The sequence below is a fragment of the Pseudomonas sp. CGJS7 genome (assembly GCF_036961695.1).
The window spans coordinates 1-12,988 of the sequence record NZ_JBAMDI010000040.1; the positions used below are offsets into that span (position 1 = coordinate 1).

General features: G+C 61.3%; 13 protein-coding genes and 1 riboswitch. Of the genes, 2 read left to right on the forward strand and 11 right to left on the reverse strand.

Annotation, left to right across the window (positions count from 1 at the left end):
* Positions 1–17: 17 nt before the first annotated feature.
* From ispA to ribB, 3 genes are all read right to left on the reverse strand, one after another.
* The gene (ispA, locus tag V7787_RS22985) at positions 18–905 is read right to left on the reverse strand and encodes a (2E,6E)-farnesyl diphosphate synthase (RefSeq protein WP_064492919.1); all 888 of its coding nucleotides are present in this window, start codon (positions 903–905) and stop codon (positions 18–20) included.
* Positions 902–1,144, reverse strand: coding sequence for an exodeoxyribonuclease VII small subunit (locus tag V7787_RS22990; protein ID WP_003255380.1), 243 nt, complete (start codon positions 1,142–1,144; stop codon positions 902–904). Before V7787_RS22990 ends, ispA begins: the two co-directional genes overlap by 4 nt.
* A gap of 164 nt (positions 1,145–1,308) precedes the next feature.
* On the reverse strand, positions 1,309–1,959 hold the full coding sequence (gene ribB, locus V7787_RS22995; RefSeq protein ID WP_020192444.1) for a 3,4-dihydroxy-2-butanone-4-phosphate synthase: 651 nt from the start codon (positions 1,957–1,959) through the stop codon (positions 1,309–1,311).
* 80 nt (positions 1,960–2,039) lie between these two features.
* Positions 2,040–2,181, reverse strand: a riboswitch (FMN riboswitch).
* A gap of 150 nt (positions 2,182–2,331) precedes the next feature.
* On the opposite strand from ribB, the gene V7787_RS23000 reads away from it, so the two are divergent.
* The gene (locus V7787_RS23000) at positions 2,332–3,312 is read left to right on the forward strand and encodes a zeta toxin family protein (protein ID WP_064492920.1); all 981 of its coding nucleotides are present in this window, start codon (positions 2,332–2,334) and stop codon (positions 3,310–3,312) included.
* Positions 3,313–3,333: 21 nt separating this feature from the next.
* Here V7787_RS23000 and V7787_RS23005 read toward each other — a convergent pair whose 3' ends face one another.
* The 3 genes from V7787_RS23005 to V7787_RS23015 form a co-directional block, all read right to left on the reverse strand.
* Positions 3,334–4,227, reverse strand: a complete 894-nt coding sequence (locus V7787_RS23005; protein WP_064492921.1) for an alpha/beta hydrolase — start codon at positions 4,225–4,227, stop codon at positions 3,334–3,336.
* Between the two features lie 100 nt (positions 4,228–4,327).
* Complete coding sequence (locus V7787_RS23010; protein WP_064492922.1) at positions 4,328–5,656, reverse strand: HAMP domain-containing sensor histidine kinase; 1,329 nt, start codon at positions 5,654–5,656, stop codon at positions 4,328–4,330.
* The gene (locus tag V7787_RS23015) at positions 5,656–6,348 is read right to left on the reverse strand and encodes a response regulator transcription factor (RefSeq protein WP_064492923.1); all 693 of its coding nucleotides are present in this window, start codon (positions 6,346–6,348) and stop codon (positions 5,656–5,658) included. Before V7787_RS23015 ends, V7787_RS23010 begins: the two co-directional genes overlap by 1 nt.
* A gap of 181 nt (positions 6,349–6,529) precedes the next feature.
* Here V7787_RS23015 and V7787_RS23020 point away from each other — a divergent pair, with 181 nt between their 5' ends.
* On the forward strand, positions 6,530–8,707 hold the full coding sequence (locus V7787_RS23020; protein ID WP_064492924.1) for a TonB-dependent siderophore receptor: 2,178 nt from the start codon (positions 6,530–6,532) through the stop codon (positions 8,705–8,707).
* Between the two features lie 161 nt (positions 8,708–8,868).
* Here the strand turns inward: V7787_RS23020 and V7787_RS23025 are convergent, their stop codons facing one another.
* From V7787_RS23025 to V7787_RS23045, 5 genes are all read right to left on the reverse strand, one after another.
* The gene (locus tag V7787_RS23025) at positions 8,869–9,339 is read right to left on the reverse strand and encodes a hemerythrin domain-containing protein (RefSeq protein ID WP_020193843.1); all 471 of its coding nucleotides are present in this window, start codon (positions 9,337–9,339) and stop codon (positions 8,869–8,871) included.
* Positions 9,340–9,862: 523 nt separating this feature from the next.
* Positions 9,863–10,564 carry a LexA family transcriptional regulator gene (locus V7787_RS23030; protein ID WP_064492925.1) on the reverse strand — a complete coding sequence of 234 codons (702 nt, stop codon included), beginning with the start codon at positions 10,562–10,564 and terminating at the stop codon, positions 9,863–9,865.
* A gap of 182 nt (positions 10,565–10,746) precedes the next feature.
* Positions 10,747–11,274 carry an inorganic diphosphatase gene (gene ppa / locus V7787_RS23035; protein ID WP_003255365.1) on the reverse strand — a complete coding sequence of 176 codons (528 nt, stop codon included), beginning with the start codon at positions 11,272–11,274 and terminating at the stop codon, positions 10,747–10,749.
* Between the two features lie 92 nt (positions 11,275–11,366).
* Entirely contained in the window at positions 11,367–12,182 is an 816-nt protein-coding gene (locus V7787_RS23040; RefSeq protein WP_003255364.1) for a zinc-dependent peptidase, read from the reverse strand.
* A gap of 20 nt (positions 12,183–12,202) precedes the next feature.
* Positions 12,203–12,850, reverse strand: coding sequence for a DedA family protein (locus tag V7787_RS23045; RefSeq protein ID WP_064492926.1), 648 nt, complete (start codon positions 12,848–12,850; stop codon positions 12,203–12,205).
* Positions 12,851–12,988: the final 138 nt, after the last annotated feature.

Here is a 12,988-nt window from a genome sequence, read left to right on the forward strand (position 1 = left end):
GGGATAGGTGAAGCTGTTTAGTTACGGCGTTCGACAATATAACGCGCCAAGGCCCGCAGCGGCTCGGCCTTTTCGCCGAACCCTTGCAGTGCGGCCAGCGCCTGGTCGCGCAGTTCGATTGCATAGGCTTTGGCGGCTTCCAGGCCCAGCAGGGCCGGGTAGGTCGGTTTGTCACGCGCTATGTCTGCACCTTGGCGTTTGCCCAAGGTAGCAGTGTCGCTTTCCACGTCGAGGATGTCGTCCTGCACCTGGAATGCCAGGCCAATGGCCTGTGCATAAGTCTGCAGGGCATCCAGCTGCGCCGGTTCGGCACGGGCACTGGCCAGGGCGCCGAGGCGTACGCTGGCTTCGATCAGCGCGCCGGTCTTGTGCCGGTGCATGAACTCCAGCGCCTGCTGGTCCAGCTTCTGGCCCACCGAACCGAGATCGATGGCCTGGCCGCCAACCATGCCGGCCGGGCCGGCAGCTTTGGCCAGTACCTGAACCATGGCCAGGCGAATGCTGTCGATCTGAGGGCTCAGGCAAGGGTCGAGCAGGGCACTGAAAGCCAGGCTCTGCAAACCGTCGCCAGCAAGGATGGCGCACGCTTCGTCAAACGCCTTGTGGGTGGTCGGCTGGCCGCGACGCAGGTCGTCGTCGTCCATGGCCGGGAGGTCATCATGCACCAGCGAGTAAGCATGAATCAGCTCGACCGCGCAGGCTGCACCGTTGGCCTGCTCGGCGGGGGCGCCCAAGGCTTCGCAGGCCGCGTAGGCCAGCAACGGGCGCACGCGTTTGCCGCCGTTCATCACGCTGTAGCGCATGGCGGCGTAAAGGCGTTCCAGCTCTTTGCTCGGGGCGATGAACAGCGGTTCGAGGGCTGCGTCGACGCGCGCCTGGCAACTGGCCTGGTAGGTGCCAATCATGCTTCCGGCTCCGCGTCGAAGGGTTGGGCAGCCAGTTCGCCGTCGCGCTCCAGCAGAATTTGCACCTTCTGTTCGGCCTGGGCCAGGGCGCCCTGGCAGTCACGGGTCAGGGCGATGCCTTGTTCAAAGGCGGCCAGCGACTCTTCCAGCGACAACTCGCCGTTCTCCAGGCGCTCGACCAGTGCTTGCAGGTCTGCGAGGGATTGCTCGAAATCGAGGGAGGCTTTTTTGCGGGCCATGGCGACTGTCTCGGTGGCATTCAGAACGGCGCGACACTAGCAGAGCGGGGCGGGGGGAGCAAACTTCCGGCAACTGCTCGGCTGATGCAGGCCGATGGAGGAACGGCCCTATGTCGCGAAAGGGCCGCTCGCACAAGGACCGCAAAGCGTCCCGGTTCGGTGGATCAGGCCGGCTCTGCTTCCCGTTCCAGCATTGCCTCACGGTACCGCGCCAGCTCCTCGATGGTCAGCACCGGCAAATTGTACTGCCGTGCATATACCGCCACCTGCTCACCACGGGCCATGCTGCCATCGGGGTTCATCAGCTCGCACAAGACCGCTGCCGGGCGCAGGCCGGCCAGGCGCGCCAGGTCCACCGAACCTTCGGTATGCCCACGGCGGGTCAGCACCCCGCCATTGCGGGCGCGCAGCGGAAAAACATGCCCCGGGCTGACAATATGGCGCTGTTCGGCGCTGGAGCGCAGTGCTGCGCCAATGGTGGTGATGCGGTCCTGGGCGCTAACCCCGGTGGTGATACCTTCGGCCGCCTCGATCGTGACGGTGAAACCGGTGCCGTGGCGGGCCTGGTTGTTCTGCACCATGGGTGCCAGCTGCAGTTCGTCGACGGTGGCTTCGTCCAGGCACAGGCAGACGATGCCGCTGCAATCGCGAATCATCATGGCCATGGTCTGCAGCGAAATGTTCTCGGCGGCGGCAATGATGTCCGCTTCGTCCTCGCGGTCGTCATCGTCGAGCAACAGTACTGGGCGCCCGGCCTGGAAGGCGGCGATGGCGGCGGAAACATTGGGGAATTGCGCGTGGTGCTGGGTGAACATGAAACGCTCCTCGTGAATGATCGATGAACGTCTAGGGGCGAACAAAATGCGCGCGCAAGGGCGCCCGGATGGCCCCTGCATGACGCCTTCTTTCATCCGGACTATGACCGTCGGCTCTGGAGTTGCACCAGATCTGCTGACCCCCGACATGGTCGGGGCGCTCGCGGGCTCATCTTTCGATTTACCGCCGGTGGGGACTTACACCCCGCCCTGAAGACCGGCCAAGCATACAGCACAGTGCCACCCCAGTGGCAACCCGCGGTTCTACTACCTTCGGCGAGACTTGCAGCAGTAACCATCTACTCCTTTCTCACCTGCCGCAGCGCTTACCTTCGTGACGGTCACATTGGCAAACCAAGGAAACGAACCGTCATGTCCTCTCTCTATCCTTTTACCGATACCGATCTCCATCTCGCATTCAGAAAGGTCGTCGACACTTTGTTCGACAAGAAGCGCGACTACGTCGACGGCGTGCTCAAGCCCAAAATGCTCATCATTGCCGGTACACAAGGCTCGGGTAAGACGTACTTGCTGGAAAAAACGCTGCTGAAGAGCGGGCGCTACGACAATTATGTTCGCCTTTACGAAACCCATTTTCGTGAACTGCACCCTCATTATCGGGCGATGGAAGACAAAGGCGTGCTGCATGTCTATGAGCATACCGAGTCGTTCATCTGGCGCCTGGGGGCAATGATTTGCACGTATGCGATGGAAAACAAATACAACATCATCATGGAGACCGCGCTCGACAGCCCTCATTTCGCTGATTTTCCACCTGAAGCCGCCCGGCAGGGCTATCAGAGCGAGGTCCATCTGATTGCGTGTCAGAAAGAATTCAGCCACTGGTCGACCCTGGACCGTGTGGTCAACAGCGTTGGCAATCAGGAGATCGAGCGTGTGGTCAGCCTGACGCAGATCGAAGAGGCGCAAATCAATGGCAGGGCCATCATCGATGCTTTCGAAAACGCCTGTATCGAGGTGCCGGGTTCCGAAATCGTGATCTATCGACGTGGCCTGGAGACGGACAGGAATAGCCTGCCGGTCTGTCACAGCACCTGTCCTGAAAAAGGGCTCCTCGTGCCCCAGCAGACCTACCAGGGCAGGGCATTCTTCCGCGGAGCAGACCTGAAGATCAACTTCAAGGTCCAGCGCAGCCCCCAGGCCGATTTCCCCTGTTCCTATATTCAGTATGCGCAGGTGGTGCATGCCGGCCTGCTGGGTTTGAAACACCGTCGGACGATGGCCGAACTCAATTGCAAAACCCTCGGCCAGGCTCAGAAGCTGATGTCGCAGCTGCCTGTGGATGTCTACCGCGAACTGTGCCTGTACGTGCTCAAGTACGCGCAACCTTGAGTCGGACAGGCGCAGGGCTGGTCACTGGCCAGACATGCCTTCGATCACCCTGCGCAGGGAGGCGGCCAGCATGGGCCCATGCCCCAGACCGTCGAAGCGCTCATAGCGCACGTCGAGGCCTTTGATCGCGGCCAGATCTGCCGCCAGGCGGCGCGCAGGCAACTCGTCGTCCTCGTGCGGCGAACCATGCGGGTTGGCGGGCTCCTGCCCGCCGCGCATCAGCAGCAGGCGCGGGCGCGCCCCGCCCAGGCGTGAGGGAAGTCCTTGCGCCTCCCGGACAATCACGCCATCGCGCCACCACAGTGACGGGCTGGCAGCCGCGTAAAGGCAGAATTCGCCGGGGCGGGTAAACAGTGCGTGAAGCACGGCCAGGCCACCATATGAGTGCCCCCACAGCGTCTGTCGTTGCGGATCGACCGGCGCCACAGCCGACACCATCGTGCGCATGCGCCCGGTCAAAAGTTCCAGGAACGCATCGACCCCGCCGCTGGGCTGGCCGGTCAGCGGATCACGCTGCTGCGCCTGCCCCGGCAGCGCCGGGGTGTAGTCCAGCGTACGGCCGGCCCTGTCGATGCGCAGTTCGGTCCGATAACCCACCGCCACCAGCAGGGGCGCCTGGCCCGCGGCGAGCCTGTCCAGTTGCTGCTGATCCAGCGTCCCCAGCGCAGCATTGCCATCGAGCATCCACAGCACCGGGTACCCCGATGCCGGCGCTGGACGATTCGGCTTGCCAACCCACAGGCGGTAGTGACGCAGGCCATCGGCCGAGTCCAGATCAAACTGGCTGAAGTGATAGGCCAGGTCCTGGCGCCGTAGCACCGACGTGTCCATCTTCTGGTCATGCTCGGGCTGTGCCAGGACAAGAGGGGCCGCCAGGGCAAGTGCCAAGGCCAGCATCAGGTTCTTCTTGCTCATCAGGCGTCTCGTCAGGGCTTTGCATGGAGCGCAAGGCTTGAGCGCCCAGATGATAACCAGTCCCGATCGAGCGTAAAGCGCATTAACTTTCTAAACAGTCTCAGGCCGCAGGCAAGGTCATGTGCAGGCACAGGCCCGGGTGCCCATTGCTGGCCCATAACCGCCCGCCTTGCAGTTCGATGGCGCGACGGGCGATAGCAAGGCCCAGGCCGAAGCCTGCGCCACTGTCGGCCAGGCGTTGGTAGGGCTTGAAGATGCGCTCTAGGTCGGTATCAGGTACGCCTGGCCCCTGGTCGCTCAGTCGCAGGTGCCAGTATGCGCCCTCCCGCCAGCCATCGAGGCTGACCTGGCCTTCGGTCGGCGAGTGGCGAATGGCATTGCGCAACAGGTTTTCCAGGGCCTGGGCCAGGCTGTCCAGATGGGCCTGCACCAGGCAGTCGGTGCCAAGTGAACACGGCAGGCGCGCACGGTCCCAGCCGCTTTCGAAGCAGACGTCCTCGCACAAGGCTTCCCACACGGAAAGCACCAATACCGGCTCGGTCGCCAGGCTGGGCTGTTCGGTGTCCATCCAGGCCAGGTCGAGGGTGTTTTCCAGCAGCTTCTGCATGTCGGCCACCTCACGGTCCAGGCGCTCGCGCAGCTGCGGCGGTGGCAAGTCGCTGTCATGGGCGATGCGCAGCCGCGCCAGCGGTGTGCGCAATTCGTGAGACAGCGTGCGCAACAGCAGGCGCTGTTGCTCAAGGCTCTGGCGCAGGCGCCCGGCCATGTGCTCGAAGGCCTGAGCCAGCTCACCCAGCTCATCACGCCGCTCCTGCAGGGGCAGGGCGGGGCTGTCCAGATCATCGGCCCGCAGGGCGTCGGCGCGGTCGCGCAGGCGGTTCAGCGGCACGACAAGATGCCGGTATAGCGCAAGGCCTAGCAGCAGGGCCAGCAGTGCGGGGGCAACGCCATGCGTGACCACATGGGTCCAGGGTGTCAGGCCTGTGGGTAGCAGCCGTTCGGGCAGTTGCAGCACCAGGCGGCCATGCTCGGGGTGTTGCGGAAATTCGATGCTGACGTAGGGCAGTTCATCCTGCAGGCGCCGGCTCATCGGCCAGTCGAGCTTGCGCATGAATGTCAGGTGGCTGGCTTCCTCGGCGCTCAGCGGCGTGGTGCCAAGGCTCTGAAGGTGTGGACCTATCACGGCCACCCAGGTGTCCTCGGCCCGTGCCACCTGCTTGCGCCAGGCTTCGGTGCCGGCTGCGCCGTCCTGCTCCCACGCCTGTTCGGCCTGTTGAGCATAACGCGCCAGGTAGTCCTGGTCGGCCTGGGATAGAAAATAGGTACTGCGCTCCACCGAAAGGCCCCAGGTCCAGATGAGCCAGATCAGCAACAGGCAGAAGCTGACTTGTAGCAAGGCCAGTTTCCACAGCAACGGGTGGCGACGCATCAGGCCTGATCCGTGTCGACCAGGATGTACCCTTGGCCACGCACGGCCTGGATCTGCAGGTGCTGGGCATTGATGTCGGCCAGTTTGCGGCGCAGGTTGCACACATGCACATCCAGGCCTCGGTCCAGTCGGGTATAGGCCCTGTGCAGCACGGTCTGGTACAGGAAGGGCTTGCTCAACGCTTCGTCGGGGTGGGCCAGCAGCGTGACCAGCAAGCGGAATTCGGAAGCGGTAAGGCCAGCGGCGTTGCCGTTGTGGATAACGTCCTGGCGGTCGTGGTCCAGCATCACCTCCCCCACGTCGGCACGCAGCGCCGTACCACGATCGAATGCCACGCGCCGCAGCAAGGCATCCACCCGTGCGTCCAGCTCCGCCAGGCTGAAGGGCTTGGGCAGGTAGTCGTCTGCACCACGGGTGAAGCCGCTGATGCGATCCTGCTCGGCCCCTAGTGCCGACATCAGCATGACCGGCACCGCCTGCTGGCGGCGCAGGGCGTCGAGCAGGCTGAGGCCGTCGATGCCTGGCAGCATGATGTCCAGCAGCACCAGTTCGAACTGCGATTGCTGTATGGCATTCAGGGCCTGGGTGCCGCTGGCGCAGGCGTGCACCTGGAAACCGCGGTTGCGGAAATGGCGGTCCAGGTCCTGAAGCAGGCGTGGGTCGTCTTCGGCAAGGAGAAGTGAGGTGGGCACGGCGAGCCTTGATGAGAACTTTTATCAGTTGCGAATCATCCCACTGGCTGCAGGGAAAGGGCAACGCCTTGATGTGTTAAGAAGGTTAATCCTGCTGCACCCTGGATTTCGCTCCGGTATCGTTCGCAAAAAGCAACTTGTTTCGTTTGCGATTCAATATCATTTGGGCGAAAGGTGTGTCATGACCGGTTTCAAAAGTGTGGGCAGCTTGCAACGGGTTCGGGGATGGCTGGCGCTGGGGTTGCTGGCACCGTTTTCTTTATCGGCAGTGGCCGAAACGGTAGCGGCCCAGGCGGCGGCTGAAGACAACTCGCTTGATCTGCCTGCATTGACCATCGAAGGCAACCGCCTGTACGACATGCTGCCTTCGGAGGAAACCGGCGGTTACAGCGTCGATGCCGCTACCGTGGGCACCAAGACGCCGGCAGCGCTCAAGGACATCCCGCAGTCGATCACCGTCTACACCCAGGACTACGTCAAGGATCGCCAGTTCGTGCACCTGGATGACCTGGCCAAGTACACCGCTGGCCTGCGCACCCTGACCAACGACAGCGGCCGTTCGTCGATCTACGCCCGTGGCTACGAGTACAGCGAATTCAACATCGATGGCCTGCCGGCCCCCATGGCCAGCATCTTTGGCACCGTACCGTCGCTGGCCGCGTTCGACCGTGTCGAAATCATGCGCGGCCCGGCCGGGTTGTTCAGCAGCACCAGCGAACTGGGCGGTATCGTCAACATGGTACGCAAACGCCCGACCGCCGAGTTTCAGGGCCACATCGAAGGCAGCTACGGCACCTGGGACACCAACCATGAAGAAATCGACCTGAGCGGCCCGCTGGACGCCGCCGGTCGCGTGCGCGGGCGCTTCATTGCATCCCGTGACGACACCAATGGCGAAGTGGACTACAACGCCAACACCAGCAACAGCTATTACGGTGCGCTGGATATCGACCTGGACGACGCCACTACGCTGTCGTTCGGCCTGATGCACGAAGTGAAGAACATCACCCCGCACAACGGCTACCCGGCCACGTTGTCCGGCGAGGTACCCGACTTCAGCCATTCGCGTTTCCTGGGCGCCGACTGGAACTACTTCGACGGCAAGACCACCGACCTGGTCGCCGAGCTGACCCACCGCTTCGACAATGGCGGTTACGGCCGTGTCGCGGCCCGTGGCTCGCACCGCGACACCAACTACCTGTACGCCTTCACTGCAACCAATGCCACCACAGGCGCCAACTCCGAGCGCGCCAGCGCCCGTGATTTCACCCAGGACACCTACTCGCTGGACGCCAGTTACAGCCAGCCGTTCGAAACCTTCGGCCAGGTCAGCGAGTTCGTGGTGGGCAGCGATTACAAGAACTACGACACCGAGTATCTCAACGGCACCACCAACCTGGGTGCCATCAACGTCAACACCTACTCGCCTAAACAGTTCGCCAAACCGTCGCCCAACTACAGCACCGAGACCGGCATGCAGGAAGAGGAATACGGCCTTTATTCCAAGGTCACATTCCGCCCGATCGAGCGCCTTGCGCTGATTGCCGGTGGCCGTTTCAGTTGGTACCGCGGTGATTTCTACACCACCACCCTGAGCAGCGGTGCATCGACCAATGACAGCAAGCGTGTGGACGGCCACTTCACCCCGTACGGGGGGCTGGTCTATGACTTGACCGAGAACCACGCGCTGTACGCTAGCTACTCGCAGGTTTTCAAGCCTCAATCCGACACCGACAGCAGTGGCCGGGTGTTGAAACCGCGTGAAGGCGAGCAGTACGAGTTCGGCCTCAAGAGCAGCTACTTTGGCGGCGATTTGAATACGCGCTTCTCGGTGTTCCGCCTGACCGACAAGAACCGCGCTACCACCCTGTACGATGCCGATGGTGTGGCCACTACCGATTCCGTTGCATCCGGCAAGACCCGCGTGAAGGGCGCGGAAGTGGAAGTGAGCGGCAAGCTGACGCCGAATTGGGAACTGCTGGCTGGCTACACCTGGATGGAGACCGAAACCGTAAAGGGTGACGCCGAAACCACGTTCTTCATCATGCCGCGCAACCAGGCTTCGCTTTGGAGCAAGTACACCATCAGTCAAGGGCCGCTGACCGGCCTGGCGATTGGTGGCGGAATTTCCGCGATGAGCAACTTCTACTCCGAAAACGGCGGCGTGCGTATCGACGCGCCGGGCTACGCGACGGTGGATGCGATGCTGTCGTACCCGGTGACTTCGAAGCTGACCGCCACCTTCAACGTCAATAACCTGTTCGACCGGGACTACCTGTCGCGGGTGGGCTCGACCTCCACGTTCAACTTCTACGGGCCGTCGCGCAGCATGATGGTTGGGGCGCGGTATGACTTCTGACGGGATCTGTAGCCGCTAGGTGCAGCGCGACACAAGGCCGTGCCTGCAAAGGGCGCGGCCTTGATGCTGAATCATGAGAAATCTAGAAGAGTATCTGCACCATCGGGTATCAGTGCAACAAAGTTGTGAGAGTAAGTGTTAATCAGGCGCTTGGTTTTAATTCAAGAAGTCTCCGAGTGCCATTGATGCTTTATTTCTTGCCATTGGGTGTCTGACAACCACTTGTCTGCTACCGGAAAGAAAATATTCTCCTCGGCATCCATATGGTCATAATATTTCTTGATGAAGTCTTCGATCGTGTCGGCAATTACTCTGGCCTCTTGCTTTGACTGCTCCAACATCTTGAGCTGTCCGGCAATTCGCGTGAAGGCTTTATGATCTTGCTCGATGGCCATGACCCGTTGGTGAATCGGTGCGTCGGTTGTCAGCAAGGCCAGCCGAATAAGCTCTTCATTTTCATGGTGGTGCCGCTCTGCATCACCATGCAAGGCTTCCAGTTGCTTAAACAACAGCTTGCAGTCATCGGCACCCGCAGAGCCGTGTCTTATCCTCTCCAGTAATTCTTTGATCTGAGTAATTTTGGTAGCCACCTCATGATGATAGGCGTGCAGCTCTTTCAATAAGGCGTTCATGCTAAGTCCTCATCACTACATCAAACCGTTACAGATTAAATATAAGTAATAAGCAATCTCCAAGGATGGCCGCACGTGTCAGCGCACATCTAATCGTTTTATTATAGTCTGGCGCGAAACGCTCACCTTCAGAAAAAACCCTCCATTGGAAGATTTCGAAATATCAACTTGATATCTATATGCGCGACAAGAAGAAGCCGACACCCCAGAATCGCTTGCGGGCTGAACGTGAACAGCGGGGGGGCTGAGCACAACGGGAGGTGTCAACCTTATTCAGGACGGGGCATTGCCAAATTAAAAAGCCGGCTTGTGGCCGGCTTCTCGGGGACGCTTCCGACTAATTTATGGTAAGCCGCAATCGCCTTAACTGTGTGGCCATCAAGGGCCTGAAAGAGATGGCAGATGCCCGTGTGGGATATCGCCGAGCCCTCTGGAACGCGGCTCGCGCCGGTCGGGGCTTAATGTGCGGCGTAGCATACAAGGGCGGGCGCAGGATGCCCAGCAAAAAATTGCCCAGAGCGCTTCAACTGGGCCGCTGCTGGCGGAAATGTGACCAGTGGAACACCCAGCCAAGAATTTCCAGGCCCTGCGCCTGACGCTGAGCAGCGGTGTAGCGTTCGACCGTGTAGTTGCGCCGGTCATGGCTGTGCAGGTACAGGGTGTCGTGCGGGCCAAGACTGAGGTTGTTTACCCTGAGCATGCCGTTTTGCAGCAGGGCATAGGTTTCGCCCTCGACCACGTGGGTCATGCCCAGGTCGATGGCCAGGGTAGCTTGCAGCGGAATCAGCGGGAGCATGTTGCTGGCCGGCATTGCCAGGCAGATTGCGTTGCCGGCTTGCACACCCAAGCCCTTCAGGGCTTTTGCCGGCAAGCGCAGGTGCTTGCTGCCCACCGGCGACAGCAAGCCGTTGCGCACTTCGTAGTAGGGCACCTTCAATACCCGGCCACGATGTTCCGACAGCGGGGTAAGCGGGTTGGCGGGCGCTGGCCGTGGACGGCCGTTGCGCAGGAGTGGATTGGGGTGTTTGGGGCCTTCACCGGTGCGCAGCCAACGCCGGTGCACACAGAACAGATCGGCCAGTTCGTCCAGTCGGGCCAAAGGCACACCGCGTTTGAACCAGTTGTTGACGTGCTGTGCTGTGACGCTGCGCTGGGCGGCGAAATCGGAAGGGGTCAGGCCACATTCGTGGAGCAGGGCCCTGAGGCGGTCGCCGGAAGTGTTCATGGCGGCGAGTGTAGCGGCGGGTTGCCAGTAAGGAAATGAACCGGGTGTTGACGGGATTTGTACGAAAAGAGGCTGTTTGTAGGATGCTGGTGTAGGACTGTGTAGGATTTGTTCCCAGCAGTGAGCGCGTTCCATTCAGGCATGAAAAACCCCGCCAAAGCGGGGTTTCCCTGCAGTCGAAATCAGCCCTTGTAGGCAGCGACCGATTTAGTGATCGCGGCACGGGCGGCGTCGGCGCCTTCCCAGCCTTCGATCTTGACCCACTTGCCCTTCTCGAGATCTTTGTAGTTGGCAAAGAAGTGCTCGATCTGCTGGATCAGCAGGGCTGGCAGGTCGGTGTATTCCTTGACGTCAACGTACAGCTGCGACAGCTTGTCGTGAGGAACAGCGATGACCTTGGCGTCGCCGCCACCGTCGTCGGTCATGTTCAGCACGCCAACCGGACGGGCGCGGATAACCGAGCCTGGGGCCACTGGGTAAGGGGTAACCACCAGCACGTCCAGCGGGTCACCGTCGTCAGCCAGGGTGTTCGGGATGAAGCCATAGTTGGCTGGGTAGAACATTGGGGTAGCCATGAAACGGTCGACGAACAGCGTGTCGCTGTCCTTGTCGATTTCGTATTTGATCGGCGCGTGGTTGGCCGGGATCTCGATGGCGACGTAGATGTCGTTCGGCAGGTCTTTGCCCGCCGGAATCTTGCTGTAGCTCATTGGGCAGTGCCCCCGTGTTTGACCAAAAAGTGGCGGCGATTATAGGCACATTCTGCCGGGGCACGCCACGCTTGGCCTGATGTGCGGGCCCGTCAGGCGTGGCTTTCGCGGTACTCGGGGTGTTCCGCCTGCAGCCGGCACAGGCGCGCCAGCGGGTCTTGCCGGTAGAACAGCGACAACTGGTGGTAGACCTGTGGATAAGCCTGATGAAGCAGGTCAGGGGCACTAAAGAAGTACTCGCTGGTAACGGCAAAGAACTCTGCCGGGTTTTCCGCAGCATAGGGGTCGATCGCGGTTTCGGCGTCGGGGTTGGCGTCCAGTTGCTGGTTGAGGTCGTCGTAAGCCTGCTGCATGGCGCTTGCCCACTCATCAACGGGCATGCCGCTGTGCAACGGTGGCAGGCCGTTGGCATCGCCGTTGAGCATGTCGAGCTTGTGCGCCAGCTCATGGATGACCAGGTTGTAAGCCTCCCAGCCACCACTGGCCTGCACGCCGTTCCAGGCCAGGATGATCGGCCCCTGTTGCCAGGCTTCGCCGCTGTGTTCGCCGTCCCACACGTGCTCCACGCCACTGGCATCGCGGTGGCGCTGGGGGCTCTTGAAGTCGTCGGGGTACAGGATGATTTCGTGGAAGCCTTGGTACCAGTTCAGCTCACCCAGGTGAAGCAGGGGTAACTGTGCCTGGGCAGCCAGCAACAGGCGCTGTTCGTCGTCCAGCTCGACCCCGGGCAGGCAGGTGAGGTGCTTGTCGAGCAGGAACAGGATGCAGGCTTCGCGCAGCCAGCGGTCTTCAGCGTCGCTGATGCCGTCCAGCATCGGCAGCCGCTCGCGTACGGCCTGCCATTGCTGTGGCGTGATCGGGTAACGCGCCAGAGTACGCTTGCGCCGCCAGGCGCTGAATGACCACATGCCGTTTGTTCTTTACCTGTTCAGTGAGCCTTGGCCGTACGGCCCAGGCGCCCACGCAGCAAGCCGAGAATCATCGGCACCAGCGACAGGATGATGATGCCCACCACCATCAGCGACAGGTGCTGCTTGATGAACGGCACGTTGCCGAAGAAGTAGCCCAAGGTGACCAGGCCGCCGACCCAAAGCAGCGAACCGACAACGCTGAAGCCGAGGAAGCGTGGGTAGTGCATGTGGGCGATGCCCGCGACGAACGGTGCAAAGGTGCGCAAGATGGGCAGGAAGCGCGCCATGGTCACGGTCTTGCCGCCATGGCGTTCATAGAAATCGTGGGTACGTTGCAGGTAGTCGCGGCGGAAGATCTTGGAGTTGGGGTTGTTGAACAAACGCTCGCCGGCTGTTCGGCCGATCACGTAATTGGTGCTGTCGCCCAGGATTGCAGCGGCCATCAGCAGGCCGGCCAGCAGTACCGGGTCCATGCCGCCACCCGCCGCAACGGCGCCGGCGATGAACAGCAACGAGTCGCCCGGCAGGAATGGCATCACTACCAGGCCGGTTTCGCAGAAGATCACGGTGAACAGGATGGCGTAGATCCAGGGACCGTAATTGGTGACCAGCAGATCGAGGTAGGCATCGAGATGCAGGATAAGGTCCAGCGGGTTGAAATCCATGTACAGCACCTGTGTTCTTGGGCGTAGGCTTGGTTACCGGGGGGAGGGTAAATTTTCACACATGACAGGTGAGCCATTATACGGCTAAGTCAGGAACATGCCCGGAGAGTTTGTAGCGGGGGGTTACGGTAGAGGGGT

Coding starts and splice junctions, on each gene's coding strand:
- V7787_RS23010 (WP_064492922.1), bottom strand. CDS start 5,656: ATGCGTCGCCACCCGTTGCTGTGGAAACTGGCCTTGCTACAAGTCAGC.
- V7787_RS23005 (WP_064492921.1), bottom strand. CDS start 4,227: ATGAGCAAGAAGAACCTGATGCTGGCCTTGGCACTTGCCCTGGCGGCC.
- ppa (WP_003255365.1), bottom strand. CDS start 11,274: ATGAGCTACAGCAAGATTCCGGCGGGCAAAGACCTGCCGAACGACATC.
- V7787_RS23045 (WP_064492926.1), bottom strand. CDS start 12,850: ATGGATTTCAACCCGCTGGACCTTATCCTGCATCTCGATGCCTACCTC.
- ispA (WP_064492919.1), bottom strand. CDS start 905: ATGATTGGCACCTACCAGGCCAGTTGCCAGGCGCGCGTCGACGCAGCC.
- V7787_RS22990 (WP_003255380.1), bottom strand. CDS start 1,144: ATGGCCCGCAAAAAAGCCTCCCTCGATTTCGAGCAATCCCTCGCAGAC.
- V7787_RS23025 (WP_020193843.1), bottom strand. CDS start 9,339: ATGAACGCCTTATTGAAAGAGCTGCACGCCTATCATCATGAGGTGGCT.
- V7787_RS23030 (WP_064492925.1), bottom strand. CDS start 10,564: ATGAACACTTCCGGCGACCGCCTCAGGGCCCTGCTCCACGAATGTGGC.
- V7787_RS23000 (WP_064492920.1), top strand. CDS start 2,332: ATGTCCTCTCTCTATCCTTTTACCGATACCGATCTCCATCTCGCATTC.
- V7787_RS23040 (WP_003255364.1), bottom strand. CDS start 12,182: ATGTGGTCATTCAGCGCCTGGCGGCGCAAGCGTACTCTGGCGCGTTAC.
- ribB (WP_020192444.1), bottom strand. CDS start 1,959: ATGTTCACCCAGCACCACGCGCAATTCCCCAATGTTTCCGCCGCCATC.
- V7787_RS23020 (WP_064492924.1), top strand. CDS start 6,530: ATGACCGGTTTCAAAAGTGTGGGCAGCTTGCAACGGGTTCGGGGATGG.